Below are 17,820 nucleotides of genomic sequence, written 5' to 3'. Positions count from 1 at the left end.
CGTCACGGCCGAGAGGCTTGACGCACCGGCCCGGAGATGACAGGGAGGGGCGAGGCCGAAGCCCCGCCCCTCCCGGAACGCCCTGCGTCAGACGCCGGCCTTGTAGATCGGTGCGGCGCCGCGGAGCGCATCGCCGACCTTGTGCACGCGCAGGTCGTTCGTGGAACCGATGATCCCGGGAGGGGATCCGGAGATGACGACGACCTTGTCCCCCTCGACGGCGAGGCCGTTCCCGAGGAGGTACTCGTCGACCTGGTGGTACATGAGGTCGGTGTGCTGCACCATGTCGACGAGGGTGGAGCGGAGACCCCAGGTCAGCGCCATACGACGACGGATGCCGGGCTCCGGCGTGAAGGCCAGCATCGGGATGCGGGACCGCAGGCGGGACAGGCGGCGCGCCGAGTCGCCCGACTGCGTGAACACGCACAGGAACTTGGCGTCCACGAACTCCGCGACCTCGAGGGCCGCGAGCGTGATGGCACCGCCCTGCGTGCGGGGCTTCGTGGTGAGCGGCAGGATGCGCTCCAGACCGTGCTCCTCCGTCGACTCGATGATCCGGGCCATCGTCTCGACGACGACGACCGGGTAGTCGCCCACGCTGGTCTCGCCGGAGAGCATGACCGCGTCGGCACCGTCGAGGACGGCGTTGGCGACATCGGAGGTCTCGGCGCGGGTCGGCACCGGGCTGTTGATCATCGACTCGAGCATCTGCGTCGCCACGATCACGGGCTTCGCGTTGCGACGGGCCAGCTCGACGGCGCGCTTCTGCACGATCGGGACGGCTTCGAGGGGCAGCTCCACGCCGAGGTCGCCACGGGCGACCATGATGCCGTCGAACGCGTCGACGATCTCTTCGAGCGCGTCGACGGCCTGCGGCTTCTCGATCTTGGCGATGACCGGGACGCGGACGCCCTCCTCCGCCATGATCTCGTGCACGCGGGTCACGTCCGAGGCGTTGCGCACGAACGACAGCGCGATGAGGTCGGCACCGGTCCGGAGGCCCCAGCGGAGGTCCTCCTCGTCCTTCTCGCTGAGCGCGGGGACGTTGACGGCGACGCCGGGCAGGTTGATGCCCTTGTTGTTCGAGACGGCGCCGGCGACGACGACACGCGTGGTGACGGTCACGCCGTCGGTCTCGACGACCTCGACGCGCACCTTGCCGTCGTCGATCAGCAGGAAGTCGCCGGGCTTGACGTCCTGAGGAAGGCCCTTGAACGTCGTGCCGCAGATCTCCTTGTTGCCGATGATGTCCTCGGTGGTGATCTTGAAGATGTCGCCCTTGGCGAGCTCGTAGGGTCCGTCCTCGAAGCGGCCCAGACGGATCTTCGGACCCTGGAGGTCCACGAGGATGGCGACGGCACGACCGGAGTCCTCCGCCGCACGGCGCACGTTCGCGTAGTTGTTCTCGTGCACGGAGTAGTCACCGTGGCTGAGGTTCAGTCGGGCGACGTCCACACCCGCATCGATCAGTGCGCGCACCGTCTCATACGTGGAAGTGGCGGGGCCCAGGGTGGCGACGATTTTCGCGCGTCTCAACATGTCTCCAGGGTAGAAGTGGGGGATTACAAACAGGCGACACTGCCGGCCTCAGCCTACGCGGGCTGGAGGCCGATCGCGACATCGCTCGGGCGCACCGGCTCCGGCAGCACGGTGGTGCCCATGAGGAAGCGGTCGACGTTCGCCGCCGCCGCCCGGCCCTCCGCGATCGCCCAGACGATGAGCGACTGCCCGCGTCCCGCGTCCCCGGCGACGAACACGCCGGGGATCGACGACTCGTAGCTCGCGGCGCGACGGAAGGCGCCGCGCTCGGTCACCTCCGGCCGGGTGTCCTCGGTGTAGCCGTCCTGCTCCGGCCCGGTGAAGCCCATCGCGATGAGCACGAGGTCGGCCGGGATCTCCCGCTCCGTGCCGCTCTTGGGCACGCGGCGGCCGTCGATGTACTCGGTCTCGGCCACGCGGAGTGCGCGAACCTCGCCCACGTCGTTCGACAGGAACTCCACGGTCGAGGCGAGGAAGACCCGCTCCCCGCCCTCCTCGTGAGCCGAGGCCACCTCGAAGATCGTCGGCATCATCGGCCACGGCTGGTGATCCGGCCGCGTCTCGCTCGGCTGCTTGCCGATGGCGAGGTTGGTGACGCTGAGCGCGCCCTGGCGGTGCGCGGTGCCGATGCAGTCGGCGCCCGTGTCGCCGCCGCCGATGACGATGACGTGCTTGCCCTCGGCGGTGATCTGGTCCGGGACGGTGTCGCCGGCGACCGCGTGGTTCGACTCGACGAGGTACTCCATCGCGAAGTGGACGCCGTCGAGGTCGCGACCGGGGATCGGCAGGTCGCGCGGGACCGTGGCGCCGGTGGCGATCACGACCGCGTCGTACCGGGCGCGCAGGTCGGCCCAGGAGATGTCCTTGCCGATCTCGACGCCGGCGCGGAACCGTGTGCCCTCCTCCTGCATCTGGCGCAGGCGGGCCTCGAGCTGGCTCTTCTCCATCTTGAAGTCCGGGATGCCGTAGCGCAGCAGGCCGCCGATGCGGTCGTCCCGCTCGAAGACGGCGACGGTGTGGCCGGCACGGGTGAGCTGCTGGGCGGCGGCGAGACCGGCGGGGCCCGAGCCCACGACGGCCACGGTCTTGCCCGTCAGACGCTCCGGCGGCTCCGGCTCGACCCAGCCCTTGGCGAAGGCCTCGTCGATGATGGAGACCTCGATCTGCTTGATCGTCACGGCCGGCTGGTTGATGCCGAGGACGCACGAGCTCTCGCACGGGGCCGGGCAGAGCCGTCCGGTGAACTCCGGGAAGTTGTTCGTCGCGTGCAGCCGCTCGATCGCCGCGCGCCCCTCCCCGCGCCAGGTGAGGTCGTTCCACTCCGGGATGAGGTTGCCCAGGGGGCAGCCGGAGTGGCAGAAGGGCACGCCGCAGTCCATGCAGCGACTGGCCTGGCGACGGAGCACCGCCTTGTCGCCGGGCTCGTACACCTCTTTCCAGTCCATGATGCGCACGGGCACCGGACGGCGAGCGGGAAGTTCCCGCTCGGTCACCTTCAGAAAGCCTTTGGGGTCAGCCACCGGTCACCTCCAGGATGCGGTTCCAGACGATGTCGCCGTCGGGGTCGATCCCCTCGGCCAGTGCCTCCTCGCGCATGCTGCGCACGGCGGCGAAGTCGCGCGGGAGCACCTTCACGAACTCCGCCGCGCTGGCGTCGAAGTCCTCCAGCAGGGCGGCGGCGCGCGGGGACGCCGTGCGCTCCACATGCTCCACGAGCAGCCCGCGCAGCACTTCGAGGTCGGCGCGGTCCAGCGGCTCGAGCCGCAGCTCACCGCTGCCGAGCGACTGCGCGTTGACCTTCGCGGTGTCCAGAGCGTGCACGTAGGCCACTCCCCCGGACATGCCGGCGCCGAAGTTGCGGCCGGTCGATCCGAGGATCACCGCGAGGCCGCCGGTCATGTACTCGAGCGCGTGGTCGCCCACGCCCTCGACCACCGCGGTCGCACCGGAGTTGCGGACGAGGAAGCGCTCGCCCACCACGCCGGAGATGAACATGGTGCCGGACGTGGCGCCGTACCCGATCACGTTGCCCGCGATGACGTTCTCGTGCGGGGCGATCGCGGAGCCGCGGGGCGGCCGGATCGTGATGTCCCCACCGGAGAGCCCCTTGCCGACGTAGTCGTTCGCGTCGCCCTCCAGCCGGAGGATGATGCCCGGCGGAAGGAACGCCCCGAGCGACTGTCCCGCCGTGCCGGTGAGGGTGACGTCGATGGTCTCCTTCGGCAGACCGGTGGCGCCGTGACGCGAGGTCACCTGATGTCCGAGCATCGTGCCCACCGCGCGCTCGGTATTGGCGATCGGGAGCTCCACCACGACGGGGTCGCCGTTCAGCAGCGCTCCCTTCGCGATGTCGATGAGCTGCACGTCGAAGTGCTTGTCGAGTTCGTGGTCCTGGGCGCGGCCGCTGCGACGCGGCTCGCCCGCGGGGAACGCCGGTCCCTCCAGCACCGGGCTGAGGTCGAGTCCCTCGGCCTTCCAGTGCGCGATCGCCGCGTTGGTCTCCAGGAGCTCGGTGCGACCGACGATCTCGTCGATCGAGCGGTAGCCGAGCTCGGCGAGCAGCTCGCGCACCTCCTCGGCGATGAACTCCATGAAGTTCACGACGAACTCGGGCTTGCCGGTGAACCGGTCGCGCAGGACGGGGTTCTGCGTCGCGACGCCCACCGGACAGGTGTCGAGGTGGCAGACGCGCATCATGATGCAGCCGCTGACCACGAGGGGCGCGGTGGCGAAGCCGAACTCCTCGGCACCGAGCAGGGCACCGATGATGACGTCCCGTCCGGTCTTGAGCTGCCCGTCGACCTGCACCACGACGCGATCGCGCATGCCGTTGAGCATGAGCGTCTGCTGCGTCTCCGCGAGGCCGAGCTCCCACGGCGTTCCCGCGTGCTTCAGCGAGTTCAGCGGGCTCGCGCCCGTACCGCCGTCGTGACCGGACACGAGGATGACATCGCTGAGCGCCTTGGCGACACCGGCCGAGACCGCGCCGATGCCGGACTGGCTGACGAGCTTCGTGTGGATGCGCGCCTCGGGGTTGGCCCGCTTCAGGTCGAAGATGAGCTGCTTGAGGTCTTCGATCGAGTAGATGTCGTGATGCGGCGGCGGCGAGATGAGGCCGACCCCCGCGGTGGCGTGGCGGGTGCGCGCGACCCAGGGGTACACCTTGGTCGGCGGGAGCTGACCGCCCTCACCGGGCTTGGCGCCCTGGGCGAGCTTGATCTGGATGTCGTCGGCCTCGGTGAGGTAGAGGCTCGTGACACCGAATCGACCCGAGGCCACCTGCTTGATCGCACTGCGCCGCTCGGGGTCGACGAGACGGTCGGGGTCTTCCCCGCCCTCCCCCGTGTTCGACTTGCCGCCGATCCGGTTCATCGCGATCGCGAGCGTCTCGTGCGCCTCCTTGGAGATGGAGCCGTAGCTCATCGCCCCCGTGGAGAAGCGCTTGACGATCGCCGAGACGGGCTCCACCTCGTCCAGCGGCACGGGCTTGCGCGTGCCGGTCCGCAGCGAGAACAGGCCACGCAGCGTCTTCAGCTCGGCCGCCTGGTCGTCGACGAGCTTCGTGTACTCGCGGAAGATGTCGTAACGGCGGGTCCGCGTGGAGTGCTGGAGCTTGAACACCGTCTCCGGGTTGAAGAGGTGCGGAGAGCCGTCGCGGCGCCACTGGTACTCGCCACCGGTCCACAGCCGCTCGTGAGCACGGGCCGCGGCATCCTCCGGGTAGGCGTAGTCGTGGCGGGCCTGGTTCTCGGCGAAGATCTCCTCGATCCCGATGCCGCCCAGCTTCGACTCGGTACGCGTGAAGTAGGCGTCGATGAACTCCTGGCTGAGGCCGACCGCCTCGAACACCTGCGCGCCCGCATAGGACGACACCGTGGAGATGCCCATCTTCGACATGATCTTCAGCACGCCCTTGCCGAGCGCGTAGATGAGGTTCTTCACGGCCTTCTCCGGGGAGATGCCCGTGATGTAGCCGGTCCGCACGAGGTGCTCGACCGTCTCCATGGCCAGGTAGGGGTTGATCGCCGAGGCACCGTAGCCGATGAGCGTCGCGACGTGGTGCACCTCGCGAACGTCGCCGGCTTCGACGATCAGACCGACCTTCATCCGGTTCTCGCGCCGGATGAGGTGGTGGTGGATCGCCGACACCATGAGCAGCGACGGGATCGGGACGAGATCCTTGTTCGAGTCGCGGTCGGACAGGATGATGAACTCCGCGCCGTCCTCGATCGCCTGATCGACCTCGGCGCACATCTCGGTGAGGCGCTCGGCGAGGGTGTGGGGTCCCGCGTCGAAGTGGTAGAGGCCGCGGATCGTGGCGCTCGAACGCCCGGGCAGGGCCTTGTCGATGTGCCGGATCTTCGCGAGCTCGTCGTTGTCGATGACCGGGAAGTCGAGCGACACCGTGCGGGTGTGCTCCGGACCCCAGGTCAGCAGATTGACCTCAGGGCCCAGACCGAGCTTGAGGCTCGTGACGACCTCTTCGCGGATCGAGTCGAGCGGCGGGTTGGTCACCTGCGCGAACTGCTGCGTGAAGTAGTCGAAGAGCAGCCGCGGGCGCTTGCTGAGCACGGCGATCGGGGTGTCCGATCCCATGGCGCCCAGAGGCTCCACACCCGTCTGGCCCATCGGGGTGAGGAGGATGCGGACCTCCTCCTCCGTGTACCCGAAGGTGCGCTGCCGCCGAGTGATCGATGCCGGCGGGTGCACGATGTGCTCGCGCTCGGGGAGGTCGGCCAGGCGGACGGAACCGGCGTCGAGCCACTCCTGCCACGGGTGCATCGTCGCGAGATCGTGCTTGATCTCCTCATCCTCAACGATCCGGCGCTGAGCCGTGTCGACGAGGAACATCTTGCCGGGCTGCAGCCGGCCGCGGCGCTTGATGCGCTCCGGCTCGAAGTGCAGGACACCGGTCTCGGAGCCGATGACGACGAGCCCGTCGGTGGTCTCCGTCCAGCGTCCGGGGCGCAGGCCGTTGCGGTCCAGGGTCGCGCCGACGAGCGTGCCGTCGGTGAAGATGAGGGCGGCCGGGCCGTCCCACGGCTCCATCTGGTTGGAGTGGTACTCGTAGAACGCGCGCAGCTCCGGCGAGATGTCGGCCTGCTTCTCGTAGGCCTCCGGCACCATCATCATGATCGCGTGCGGCAGGCTGCGGCCGGTGAGGGTGAGCAGCTCCAGCACCTCGTCGAACGAGGCGGAGTCGCTGGCGCCGTCGGTGCAGATGGGCAGCAGGGGCGAGATGTCGCCGAGGAGCTCGGACTCGAGCTGCGACTGGCGGGCGCGCATCCAGTTGCGGTTGCCGCCGACGGTGTTGATCTCGCCGTTGTGGGCCAGCATCCGCAGCGGCTGCGCGAGCGGCCACGAGGGGAACGTGTTCGTCGAGTACCGCGAGTGCACGACGGCGAGCTCGGAGGCGAAGCGCTCGTCCTGCAGATCCGGGTAGAACGGCTCCAGCTGGAGCGTGGTGACCATGCCCTTGTAGCCGAGCGTGCGGCTGGACAGGGAGACGAAGTAGGCGCCGAGCTCGTGGCCCGCGCGCTTGCGGAGGCGATAGGCGACGCGGTCGAGCGCGATGCCGGTCAGCGGCGCATCGGCGAGAGTGGCGCCGCCGGCGCTCACGAAGAGCTGCTCGAAGGCGGGACGGGCCTCGTCGGCGAGCTTGCCGAGGTTCTCGTTGGCCGTGGGGACCTCGCGCCAGCCGAGGACGCGGAGCCCCTCCGCGCGGGCGATCTTCTCGATCCCTGCCTTCTGCTGGCGGCGCTCGCTCGAATCGCGAGGCAGGAAGGCCAGCCCGGCCGCGTACTCCCCCACGGGCGGCAGTTCGAAGCCGGTGACCGCGCGGAGGAATTCGTCCGGCATCTGGGTGAGGATGCCGGCTCCGTCCCCGGTGCCCGCGTCGGACCCGATGGCCCCGCGGTGCTCCAGGTTGCGCAGGGCCTCGAGGGCCAGCGCGATGATGTCGTGCCCGGCTTCGCCGCGCAGCGTTGCGACCATGGCCAGGCCGCAGGCGTCCTTCTCGAACGCCGGGTTGTACATGCCCTGCTTCGGGGGGTATGCGCCGGAGGCGCCGTAAGGGGGCTGGAAGTACACCAGTTACCGTCCTCAGATCTTCAGTGAAACCCGGGGACGTCGTCGGCCCGCTCGTTCAGTGCAATGGTTCTCCCGCCGCGAGTCGGCGTTATCGGGAGCCGTCCCCGCTCGAGGGAGCAGCGCTTGTGGCAGTGGCTCCGGCGGCGACTTCTTCGGCCGGAGGCTCGCTCACGTCCACGAAATCAGAGGGATTGTCCTGCGATTGTACATCAGCGTCCACGTCCTTCCGTCCGCGGCCCGGCTGGTACGGCGAGGGCTCGAGACCGGGGTGACGGCGCGTCTGCACCACGAGGATGACGAGGCCGAGGACGACGCCGATGATGGCGGCCCAGACGTTGCTGCGCAGGCCGAGGATGATCTCGCTCGGGTCGATGCGGATCGACTCCCACAGGATGCGTCCGGCGCTGTACCAGATGAGGTAGATCGCGAAGAGGCGCCCCCACTGGAAGAACAGCTTGCGTCCGAGCCACAGCAGCACGAGGACGCCGAGGCCGTTCCAGATGACCTCGTACAGGAAGGTCGGGTGGAAGAGGGTGCCCTCGGGGAGACCGGGAGGGAAGGCCGAGTTCGTGGACTCGATCTCCAGGCCCCACGGGAGCGAAGTCGGCAGGCCGAAGAGCTCGTGGTTGAACCAGTTGCCGAAACGTCCCATCGCCTGCGCGAGAAGCAGCCCTGGCGCGAGCGCGTCCGCGAACGTCCAGAAGCGGATGCCGGTCCACCGGCAGCCGAGGTAGGCGCCGACGGCGCCGCCGATGAGGGCGCCGAAGATCGCGATGCCGCCCTCCCAGATCGCCCAGACCGAGCCCGGCTCGAAGGGGTTCCAGGTGTTCTTGCCCTCGCCGAAGTAGAAGTTCGGGTGGGTGAGGACGTGGAAGATGCGCGCGCCGATGATCGCGAGCGGCACCGCGAGGATCGCGATGTCGATGACCACCCACGGCTCCGCGCCCCGCTTGGTGAGGCGGTGATTGGTCATCAGGACGGCGACGATGATGCCGGCGATGATGCAGAGCGCGTAGAAGTGGATCCGGAGCGGACCGAGGTCGACGTACGACACGGGCGGGCTCGGGATGCTGGCGAGCACGCCGGCGGCGGTGCTGTGGAGCGCGGAGGACATGAGTGCGATCCTACTTCTCTGAGGCGAAGCGCGCCGACGCGGTGCCGGCGGCCAGGGTTCGGGTGACTTCGGCGAGAGCGGGCACACCGCCGTCGCGGAGGGCGCGGACGAGGGCGGTGCCCACGATGGCGCCGTCGGCGTACTCGGAGACGCCGGCGATCTGCTCCGGGGTCGAGATGCCGATGCCCACGCAGGCGCGACGGGCACCGTGGTCGCGGAGCCGCGACACGAGGGTGCGTGCCGCACGGTCGAGCTCGGCCCGCTCCCCCGTGATGCCCATGGTCGAGACGGTGTAGACGAAGCCCGTCGAGGACCGCACGACGAGGTCGAGGCGCTCGTCCGACGAGGTCGGAGCTGCGAGGAAGACCCGGTCGAGACCGAGCCGCTCGCTGGCCGCGATCCACTCGCTGGCGGCCTCCGGGGTGATGTCCGGGGTGATGAGACCCGCGCCGCCCGCGGCGAGCAGGTCCTCGGCATACCGGTCCACCCCGTACTGCAGCACGGGATTCCAGTAGGTCATCACGAGGACGGGGACGTCGGTCGCGGCGGTGATCGCACGGATGGCGGTGAAGAGGTCCTTCATCCGGAAGCCCGCGGCGAGGGCCTTGGTCGTCGCCTCCTGGATGATGGCGCCGTCCATGACGGGATCGCTGTAGGGCGGCCCGAGCTCGATGATGTCCACGCCGTTCTCGGCGAGGGCGATCGCGGCCTGGATGCTCGTCTCCAGGTCGGGGAAGCCGACGGGCAGGTAGCCGACGAAGGCGCTGCGGCCGGCGTCGTGCGCGCGCTGAATGGCCTGTTCGACGCGGCTCACAGCTGCGGCTCTCCCTTCGAGGCCGCGTCCTCGGCGGCGCTCTCCTCGGACACGTCGTGCGCGAGGGCGTCCTCGTCGTAGAGCTCGAAGTAGCGGGCGGCGGTGTCCATGTCCTTGTCGCCGCGGCCGGAGAGGCAGATGGCGATCAGGCCGTCGGGGCCGAGCTCGCGGCCGATCCGCAGCGCGCCGGCGAGGGCATGAGCCGACTCGATCGCGGGGATGATGCCCTCGGTCCGGCTCAGCAGCCGCAGCGCCTGCATCGCCTCGTCGTCCGTCGCCGGGATGTACTCAGCGCGTCCGATGTCGGCCAGCCACGAGTGCTCCGGACCGACGCCCGGGTAGTCGAGACCGGCGGAGATCGAGTGCGATTCGACGGTCTGGCCGTCTTCGTCCTGCAGCACGTACGTCTTCGCGCCGTGCAGCACGCCGGGGCGGCCGCGCTCGATCGAGGCGGCGTGCTTGTCGGTGTCGACGCCGTCGCCCGCCGCCTCCACGCCGTACAGCCGCACGCCGTCGTCGTCCAGGAACGCGTCGAACATGCCGATCGCGTTGGATCCGCCGCCGACGCAGGCGACGACCGCGTCGGGAAGCCGGCCGACCTCGTCGAGGATCTGGGCGCGAGCCTCTTCGCCGATGATCTTCTGGAAGTCGCGGACCATCGCCGGGAACGGGTGCGGGCCGGCGGCGGTGCCGAAGATGTAGTTGGTGGTCTCGACCGAGGCCACCCAGTCGCGGTAGGCGTCGTTGATCGCGTCCTTCAGCGTGCGCGAACCCGAGGTGACCGCGACGACCTCGGCGCCCAGCAGACGCATGCGGGCGACGTTCAGCGCCTGGCGCTCGGTGTCGACCTCGCCCATGTAGATGGTGCAGTCGAGGCCGAACAGCGCGGCGGCGGTCGCCGTGGCGACGCCGTGCTGACCCGCTCCGGTCTCGGCGATGACCCGGGTCTTGCCGAGGCGCTTGGTGAGCAGAGCCTGGCCCAGCACGTTGTTGATCTTGTGCGAACCGGTGTGGTTGAGGTCCTCGCGCTTGAGGAAGACCCGCGCGCCGCCCGCGTGCTCCGCGAACCGGGGCACCTCGGTGAGCGCGGACGGACGCCCGGCGTAGGAGGACAGCAGGTGGGCGAGCTCGGCACGGAACTCCGGATCGGCGATGGCCTCCTCGTAGGCGACCGTCAGCTCGTCGATCGCGGCGACCAGGGATTCCGGCATGTACCGTCCGCCGAACTCGCCGAAGAACGGACCGTGCTGGTCGCGCAGACTCACTTCGCCTCCAGGAAGCTCTCGAGAGTGGCGACCGGGTCTCCGGTCACCAGGGCCTCGCCGATCAGCACGACGTCGGCACCGGCCGAACGGTAGTGCGCGACATCGGCGGGGGTGAGCACCGCGGACTCCGCGATCTTGATCGCCGAGTCGGGGATGCGGTCCACGAGCCGGCCGAACAGATCGCGGTCGAGCTCGAGGGTGTTGAGGTTGCGGGCGTTCACGCCGATCAGGGCGGCGCCGAGGTCGATCGCGGCCTCCAGCTCCTCCGCCGAGTGGGTCTCGACGAGCGGCGTCATGCCGAGCTCGAGGATGAACCCGTACAGGTCGCGGAGGACATCCGGCTCCAGGCCCGCCACGATCAGGAGGACGAGGTCGGCACCGGCGGCACGCGCCTCGAGCACCTGGTACCGGGTGGCGATGAAGTCCTTCCGGAGCACGGGCAGCGAGACCCGGGCGGTGACCGCCTCCAGATCGGCGAGACTGCCGCCGAAGCGGCGCTCCTCGGTGAGGACGCTGATCGCGGAGGCGCCGCCGGTCTCGTAGAGCGCGGCCTGGTGCGCGGGATCCGGGATCTCCGCGAGGGCACCGCGGGACGGACTCGCCCGCTTCACCTCGGCGATGATCTTCACCCGGTCGGCGGGAGCGAGGTACGACAGCGCGTCCTTCGCCGCGGGGCGCACGAGGGCGTCACGCTCGACGACCGCGAGCGGACGGGACTGGGAGCGACGCTCGGCGTCTGCGAGAGCGCCGGCCGTCAGGTCGGCGAGGACCACTAGTGCGCCTTCGGAGCGTACTTGGGACCCTTCACGCCGTATCCCGCCTTCGCGAGCACCCAGCCGACGATCGCCCCGATCGGGATCAGTGCGGCGGCGATCCACACCAGGGTCGGCTGCTCGAAGCAGAACGCGACGGTCGCGGCGGCGAAGCCGACGAGCATGATCACGACGGCGGTCCAGGCCGCAGGCGAGTGTCCGTGGCCGGGGTCAGCGATCGGGTTGGTCATGTTCTCCTCCGGGGACGACGTGGGGATCTGGGTTCAGTCTATCGGGGTCAGCGCGTCGGGTCGGACCCGCGGGACAGCTCGTCCCAGGAATCGACCGCGTCGACGGGACCGTCGTGCGGCGCGTCGCTCGGCGCGTCGGTGCGATAGCGACGGCCGCCGGCCTTCCAGCGCCGCCAGGTGGTCAGCACGACGACGGCGGCGACGAGCAGGATCACCCAGCCGCCGAGCGCGAGGAACGGCCAGGCCGACGGCACGATGCTCGCCGCGACCTCGTGGACGGCTCCGCTCCCGGCGAGTCCCGTCGTCTCGGTGACGGTCGCAGCGACAGCGCCGTACGCGTCGCCGAGGAGGAGCTGCAGCGTGGACCAGCCCAGGAACAGCGCGGCCGCGGCGGCCAGCACCCCGAAGACCACGCGCACGACCCGGCCGGCGATCGCGAGGGCGGCACCGAGCGCCAGGACCGCGAGGCTCAGCGGGGCGAGGAGCACGAGGGCGGAGGCTCCGGGGACGAGGATGTCCTCCCCCGCGTCCGCGCGCTGCACCGTGAACCAGGTCTGCGTGGAGGAGATGATCCCGATGGCGCCGGCCAGCAGGAACCCCGTCACGGAGAGGGAGCGGCCGCGCTGCGCGATGCTCACGAGGCGCTCACCCCGTCGACGGCGTCCAGGTCGGTGGTGTCGAAGCACGTCCGCGTGCCGGTGTGGCACGCGGGGCCGGTCTGGTCGACGAGGAGCAGGAGCGCATCCCCGTCGCAGTCGAGCCGGGCCTCCCGCACGACCTGGATGTGGCCGGACGTGTCGCCCTTGCGCCAGTACTCCTGCCGGGAGCGGGACCAGTACGTCGCACGTCCTGACGTGAGCGTGCGGCGCAGCGCCTCGGCGTCCACCCACGCGAGCATGAGCACCTCGCGCGAATCCCACTGCTGCACGATGACCGGGGCGAGCCCGTCGGCGTTGAAGGCGACCTGCGCGATGCGGTCGTCGACGGAGACCTCGTCCTGCTTCGGCGTGTCGGTCATCGGACGAGCACTCCTTCCGCGCGCAGCGCATCCTTCACGTCGCCGACGGTCAGGGCTCCGGTGTGGAACACGCTGGCCGCGAGCACGGCGTCGGCGCCGGCCTTGATGGCCGGAGCGAAGTCGGTCGCCCGTCCCGCACCGCCGGAGGCGATCACGGGGATCGGCGCGACTTCGCGCATGAGGCGGACGAGCTCGAGATCGAAGCCGTCGCGGGTGCCGTCGGCGTCGATCGAGTTCACGAGCAGCTCCCCCGCCCCGCGCTCCGCGGCCTCGCGCGTCCAGTCGAGCGCATCCAGCGTGGTCTGCGTGCGACCGCCGTGGGTGGTGACGACGAAGCCGGAGCGCGTCGTGTCGGCGCGCTTGACGTCGAGCGAGAGCACGAGCACCTGGGCACCGAAGCGATCCGCGATCTCGCCGATGAGCTCGGGACGGGCGATCGCCGCGGAGTTCACGCCGACCTTGTCCGCACCCACCGAGAGGAGCCGCGCGACGTCGTCGACGCTGCGCACCCCGCCGCCCACCGTCAGCGGCACGAAGACCTGCTCCGCGGTGCGCTGCACGACGTCGTAGGTCGTGGCCCGCGCATCCACCGTCGCGGTGACGTCCAGGAACGTGATCTCGTCCGCACCTTGGGCGGCGTAGTGGCGGGCGAGCTCCACCGGATCGCCCATGTCGCGGAGGTTCTCGAAGTTGACGCCCTTGACGACGCGACCGTCGGCGACGTCGAGGCACGGGATGACGCGACTCGCGAGGGCCATCAGAGCCTCGCCGCGTGGATCGCCGTGACGAGGATGGCCCGGGCGCCCAGGGCGTACAGGTCGTCCATCACCTGGTTGACCCGGCGACGCGGGATCATGACGCGCACGGCCACCCAGGCCGGGTCGCGGAGCGGCGAGATGGTCGCGGACTCGCGCCCCGGGGCGATGGCCACGGCCTGATCGACGAGATCGGTGGGGAGGTCGTAGTCGAGGAGCACGTAGCGGCGCGCGACCATGACGCCGCGGAGTCGGCGCAGCAGCGTCTCCACGCCGTCGGCCTCACCGGGACGGCTGATCAGCACGGCCTCGGACTCCAGGATCACGGGGCCGAAGATCTCCAGCCCCGCCTGGCGCAGGGTGGTGCCGGTGGACACCACGTCGGCGACCGCGTCGGCGACGCCGAGGCGTACGGCGGACTCCACGGCACCGTCGAGCTGCACGAGCTCGGCGCTCACCCCCTGGTCGCGGAGGAAGGATCCCACCAGACCTGGATAGGCGGAGGCCACGCGGACGCCGTCGAGATCCTGGACGGAGGTGAAGCGTCCGGGAGGACCGGCGAAGCGGAACGTGGACGCCCCGAAGCCGAGTTGCTCGATCTCGCGCGCCGGCTGCTGCACGTCGAGGAGGAGATCACGACCGGTGATGCCGACATCGAGGGCGCCGGAGGCCACGTAGGTGGCGATGTCACGCGGGCGGAGGAAGAAGAACTCGACGTCGTTCTCGGCGTCGATGACATGCAGGGTCTTGGGGTCGCGGCGGCCGGCGTAGCCCGCCTCCGCGAGCATCTCGGCGGCGGTCTCGGAGAGCGAGCCCTTGTTGGGAACGGCGATGCGCAGCATGAACGGCTTTCAGTTCGAAGGAGTGGGACCGGAGCGCATCACAGATGTCGGTAGACGTCCTGCAGGGTGAGGCCCTTCGCGAGCATCATCACCTGCAGGTGGTAGAGGAGCTGGGAGATCTCCTCGGCGGCAGCGGCGTCCGACTCGTACTCCGCCGCCATCCAGACCTCGGCGGCCTCTTCGACGATCTTCTTGCCGATCGCATGCACGCCGCCGTCGAGCTCCGCCACGGTGCCCGATCCCTCGGGTCGGGTCTCGGCCTTGACGCTGAGCTCGGCGAACAGCTCGTCGAAAGTCTTCACCCCTCCAGGCTACCGGCTCGCGCGAGGTCCCTGAGCCGGGTGACGGCCGCCTCCACGTCGTCCGCCCCGTAGACCGCGGATCCGGCGACGAAGGTGTCGGCTCCCGCTTCGGCCGCCTGGGCGATCGTCGCGTCGGAGATGCCGCCGTCGACCTGGAGCCAGACGGACGAGCCGCGGCGCCGCGCCTCCGCGGACAGCGCCTGCAGCTTCGGCATGGTCTCGGGCAGGAAGCCCTGTCCGCCGAACCCCGGCTCGACGGTCATCACGAGGATCTGGTCGAACTCGTCCAGCAGGTCGAAGAGTCCCTCGACAGGAGTCGCGGGCTTGACCGCGACCCCGGCACGGGCGCCGATGTCGCGCAGCCGCCGCGCGAGAGCCACCGGCTCCCCCGCCGCCTCCAGGTGGAAGGTCACGCTCGCGGCGCCGAGCTCGGCGTAGCCCGGGGCCCAGCGATCCGGATCCGTGATCATGAGATGCACGTCCAGCGGGACCGGACTGGTCTCCTGGATGCGCTGGACCATCTGCGGGCCGAACGTGAGGTTCGGGACGAAATGGTTGTCCATGACGTCGACGTGCGCGAAGTCGGCGGTCGCGATGCGGGCGAGCTCCGCCTGCATGTTGACGAAGTCGGCGGCGAGGATGCTGGGGTTGATGCGCGGGGCGCGGGGCAGATCCATGGTCTCAACCTTCCTTCGGGGCGTCTGTCGCCTCCAGCGGGCGCTGCAGGAGTGCGAGGAACATCGCGTCGGTGCCGTGCCGATGCGGCCAGAGCTGAGCGCTGCCCGTCTGCGCCCGCCCGTCGTCGGCGAGATCGATCAGCGACTGCGCCACGCCGTGCAGCACCGCGCGGGCATCGAGCTCGACGAGCTCCGGCCGGATGCGCCGCACCTCCTCGACCACCGCCGTGGTCTCCGCGAGATGGGGCGAACAGGTGACATACGCGACGACGCCTCCCGGTGCGAGAGCGTCCACAGCCGCCGTGAGCAGACCGACCTGCAGCGGCACGAGCTCGGCGACGTCCGCCGGGGACTTCCGCCACCGGGCCTCCGGGCGCCGTCGGAGGGCGCCGAGGCCGGTGCAGGGGGCGTCCACGAGGATCCGGTCGAACGCCTCCGGCCGCTCGGCCGCCAGCTCCCGGCCGTCGCGCTCGTGCACGGTGACGTCGCCCGGGACAGCGCGCAGCGCGTTGCGCACGAGCCGGGCGCGGGTCGGCACCACCTCGTTGGCTTCCAGGACCGCGTCGTTCTGCCGGGCGACGGCGGCGAGCAAGGCCGTCTTCCCGCCGGGGCCTGCGCACAGGTCGAGCCACCGCTCCCCCGTGCGCAGCGGCGTCGCCGCGGTCAGCGCGAGCGCGACGAGCTGAGATCCCTCGTCCTGCACCCGGGCCGCACCGTCGGAGGCGGCCAGCGCGAGACGCGGATCGCCTCCCGGAGACGCGAACGCCGTGGCGGCGTAGGGCCGGCGGGGCTCCTGCGGTTCCGTGAGCCCAGGGAGGGCGACCAGCGTGACCTCGGGCGAGACGTTGTCGGCCTCCAGCAGGGCGTCCAGCTCCTCGACTCGCCCCTCGGCGGCGAGGGCGCGCCGCAGCGCCCGGATGATCCACACCGGGTGCGCGGCTCGGAGGGCCAGGCGTTCGTCGTCCGATCGCGCCGCCGCCTCGATGCGCGCGAGCCACTCGCCCGGCGACTCGCGGGCGATCCGCCGGAGCACCGCGTTGGCGAAGCTCGACGCGCCACGCCCCGCCGTGAGGGCCACGAGGTTCACGGACTCGTTCACGGCGGCGTGCGAGGCCACCCGCGTCGCGAGGAGCTGATGCACCGCGAGCCGGAGGGCGTCGAGCACGGCGGGGTCGATCGCGTCGGCAGGGCGGTCGGCGGCGGCGGCGATGATCGCGTCGTAGGTGCCCCGGCGACGGAGCGTGCCGTAGGTCAGCTCCGTCGCCAGAGCCGCGTCCTGCGGGTCCAGCCCCGCCTCGGCGATCGCCGTCGGGAGGAGCAGGTTGGCGTAGGCGTCGGAGTCCGACACCGCCCTGATCACGTCGTAGGCCACGCGGCGCGCCGGCTGGACCGACCGGTTGGGGCCGCGGCCGTTCCGCGCCCGGCCTTCGTGCTGCCGACCCGAGCCGGGGCGCCGTCCGTCGTTCGCGTTCACGAGCCGGCCACCGGAGTCGTGCCCTGCAGACCCCGCCACCAGTCGGCGGCGTTCATGGGGCCCTTGCCCGCGGGCTGCAGCCGGGTGACGGCCAGCGGCGAGGTGGCCGTCCCGATCAGGACCTCCGCTCGCGTGCCCGCCATGGCACCTGGTCGGAGGTCTTCCGCCTCGGCACCCGCGGGTCGCGCCTCGAGGATCTTCAGCCGCTGACCGTCGATCGTCGTGTGCGCTCCCGGCTCCGGCGTGACTCCGCGGAACCGGGCGTACACGGCGTCGAACGGCTCGCGGAAGTCGAGGAGACCGTCCTCGAGCGTCAGCTTGCCGGCGAACGTCGGCTCGCCCTCCTGCGGGACGGCGCGGGCACTGCCGTCCGCGATCGCGGCGACCACGTCGGCGGTGAGACCGGCGCCGTCGAGGGCCAGAGCCTCCAGCGCCTCCCCCGCCGTGGCGGTCGCCGGGAGCTCGACAGTACGCATCGCGAACACGTCGCCGGCGTCGAGCTCGGGGACGAGCTGGAAGACGCTCGCGCCGAGGACGGCATCTCCCGCGATCAGAGCGCGCTGCACCGGCGCGGCTCCGCGCCAGGCCGGCAGGAGCGAGAAGTGCAGGTTGATCCACCCGGCATCCGGCATCGACAGGAGCGGCTCGCGCACGAGCCCGCCGTACGCGACGATCACGCCGAGCTCCGGGCGCAGGGCCGAGATCTCCGTCGTCACCGCCTCGTCCAGCCGGGCAGCGTGGATGACCGGCAGGCCGAGCTCCACCGCAGCCTGAGCGACCGGCGACGGGGTCAGCACACGCTTGCGCCCGAGGGGGGCGTCGGGGCGCGTCACCACGGCGACGATGTCGTGCTCGGCGGCGAGGCGTCGCAGAGTGGGGACCGCGGCGGCGGGAGTGCCGGCGAAGACGAGGCGCATGAAGGTTCTC

16 protein-coding genes are annotated in these 17,820 nt (G+C 70.8%); all 16 read right to left on the bottom strand.

What is annotated here, in order from left to right; genetic code table 11:
- Positions 1-87: 87 nt before the first annotated feature.
- The 16 genes from pyk to fmt all read right to left on the bottom strand — a co-directional run bounded on the left by pyk (position 88) and on the right by fmt (position 17,810).
- Positions 88-1,536: a pyruvate kinase gene (gene pyk / locus BV453_RS14175; protein WP_025103472.1), complete on the bottom strand. Its 1,449-nt coding sequence runs from the start codon at positions 1,534-1,536 to the stop codon at positions 88-90.
- A gap of 56 nt (positions 1,537-1,592) precedes the next feature.
- Positions 1,593-3,059 (bottom strand): glutamate synthase subunit beta, encoded by a 1,467-nt coding sequence (locus BV453_RS14170; RefSeq protein WP_025103473.1) that lies wholly within the window; start codon positions 3,057-3,059, stop codon positions 1,593-1,595.
- Positions 3,052-7,575, bottom strand: coding sequence for a glutamate synthase large subunit (gltB, locus tag BV453_RS14165; RefSeq protein ID WP_249522083.1), 4,524 nt, complete (start codon positions 7,573-7,575; stop codon positions 3,052-3,054). Before gltB ends, BV453_RS14170 begins: the two co-directional genes overlap by 8 nt.
- Before the next feature lie 142 nt (positions 7,576-7,717).
- The gene (gene lgt / locus BV453_RS14160; protein ID WP_025103475.1) at positions 7,718-8,743 is read right to left on the bottom strand and encodes a prolipoprotein diacylglyceryl transferase; all 1,026 of its coding nucleotides are present in this window, start codon (positions 8,741-8,743) and stop codon (positions 7,718-7,720) included.
- 10 nt (positions 8,744-8,753) lie between these two features.
- On the bottom strand, positions 8,754-9,557 hold the full coding sequence (trpA, locus tag BV453_RS14155; protein ID WP_249521881.1) for a tryptophan synthase subunit alpha: 804 nt from the start codon (positions 9,555-9,557) through the stop codon (positions 8,754-8,756).
- Positions 9,554-10,822, bottom strand: a complete 1,269-nt coding sequence (gene trpB / locus BV453_RS14150) for a tryptophan synthase subunit beta (RefSeq protein WP_249521880.1) — start codon at positions 10,820-10,822, stop codon at positions 9,554-9,556. The genes trpA and trpB overlap by 4 nt, the downstream gene beginning before the upstream one ends.
- The gene (gene trpC / locus BV453_RS14145) at positions 10,819-11,595 is read right to left on the bottom strand and encodes an indole-3-glycerol phosphate synthase TrpC (RefSeq protein WP_249521879.1); all 777 of its coding nucleotides are present in this window, start codon (positions 11,593-11,595) and stop codon (positions 10,819-10,821) included. Before trpC ends, trpB begins: the two co-directional genes overlap by 4 nt.
- A complete protein-coding gene (locus tag BV453_RS14140; protein WP_025103479.1) occupies positions 11,595-11,825 on the bottom strand; it encodes an HGxxPAAW family protein in 231 nt (76 codons plus the stop codon). The genes trpC and BV453_RS14140 overlap by 1 nt, the downstream gene beginning before the upstream one ends.
- Before the next feature lie 47 nt (positions 11,826-11,872).
- Entirely contained in the window at positions 11,873-12,463 is a 591-nt protein-coding gene (locus BV453_RS14135) for a Trp biosynthesis-associated membrane protein (protein WP_249521878.1), read from the bottom strand.
- Complete coding sequence (gene hisI / locus BV453_RS14130; protein ID WP_249521877.1) at positions 12,460-12,843, bottom strand: phosphoribosyl-AMP cyclohydrolase; 384 nt, start codon at positions 12,841-12,843, stop codon at positions 12,460-12,462. The genes BV453_RS14135 and hisI overlap by 4 nt, the downstream gene beginning before the upstream one ends.
- Entirely contained in the window at positions 12,840-13,601 is a 762-nt protein-coding gene (gene hisF / locus BV453_RS14125) for an imidazole glycerol phosphate synthase subunit HisF (RefSeq protein ID WP_249521876.1), read from the bottom strand. The genes hisI and hisF overlap by 4 nt, the downstream gene beginning before the upstream one ends.
- Positions 13,601-14,440, bottom strand: coding sequence for an ATP phosphoribosyltransferase (hisG, locus tag BV453_RS14120; protein ID WP_249521875.1), 840 nt, complete (start codon positions 14,438-14,440; stop codon positions 13,601-13,603). The genes hisF and hisG overlap by 1 nt, the downstream gene beginning before the upstream one ends.
- A 38-nt stretch (positions 14,441-14,478) precedes the next feature.
- Positions 14,479-14,742, bottom strand: coding sequence for a phosphoribosyl-ATP diphosphatase (locus BV453_RS14115; protein WP_025103484.1), 264 nt, complete (start codon positions 14,740-14,742; stop codon positions 14,479-14,481).
- Complete coding sequence (gene rpe, locus BV453_RS14110) at positions 14,739-15,419, bottom strand: ribulose-phosphate 3-epimerase (RefSeq protein ID WP_025103485.1); 681 nt, start codon at positions 15,417-15,419, stop codon at positions 14,739-14,741. Before rpe ends, BV453_RS14115 begins: the two co-directional genes overlap by 4 nt.
- A gap of 4 nt (positions 15,420-15,423) precedes the next feature.
- Positions 15,424-16,893, bottom strand: coding sequence for an RsmB/NOP family class I SAM-dependent RNA methyltransferase (locus tag BV453_RS14105; RefSeq protein ID WP_374209034.1), 1,470 nt, complete (start codon positions 16,891-16,893; stop codon positions 15,424-15,426).
- Complete coding sequence (gene fmt, locus BV453_RS14100; protein ID WP_249521874.1) at positions 16,890-17,810, bottom strand: methionyl-tRNA formyltransferase; 921 nt, start codon at positions 17,808-17,810, stop codon at positions 16,890-16,892. The genes BV453_RS14105 and fmt overlap by 4 nt, the downstream gene beginning before the upstream one ends.
- Positions 17,811-17,820 lie beyond the last annotated feature (10 nt).

This window comes from Microbacterium sp. ER1, from assembly GCF_023383675.1.
Classification (GTDB): domain Bacteria; phylum Actinomycetota; class Actinomycetes; order Actinomycetales; family Microbacteriaceae; genus Microbacterium.
Note: the sequence above shows the minus strand (reverse complement) of the source record. Positions and strands in the feature narration are given on the sequence as shown.

Coding starts and splice junctions, on each gene's coding strand:
- gltB (WP_249522083.1), bottom strand. CDS start 7,575: ATGTACAACCCGGCGTTCGAGAAGGACGCCTGCGGCCTGGCCATGGTC.
- lgt (WP_025103475.1), bottom strand. CDS start 8,743: ATGTCCTCCGCGCTCCACAGCACCGCCGCCGGCGTGCTCGCCAGCATC.
- BV453_RS14140 (WP_025103479.1), bottom strand. CDS start 11,825: ATGACCAACCCGATCGCTGACCCCGGCCACGGACACTCGCCTGCGGCC.
- hisI (WP_249521877.1), bottom strand. CDS start 12,843: ATGACCGACACGCCGAAGCAGGACGAGGTCTCCGTCGACGACCGCATC.
- hisF (WP_249521876.1), bottom strand. CDS start 13,601: ATGGCCCTCGCGAGTCGCGTCATCCCGTGCCTCGACGTCGCCGACGGT.
- hisG (WP_249521875.1), bottom strand. CDS start 14,440: ATGCTGCGCATCGCCGTTCCCAACAAGGGCTCGCTCTCCGAGACCGCC.
- rpe (WP_025103485.1), bottom strand. CDS start 15,419: ATGGATCTGCCCCGCGCCCCGCGCATCAACCCCAGCATCCTCGCCGCC.
- fmt (WP_249521874.1), bottom strand. CDS start 17,810: ATGCGCCTCGTCTTCGCCGGCACTCCCGCCGCCGCGGTCCCCACTCTG.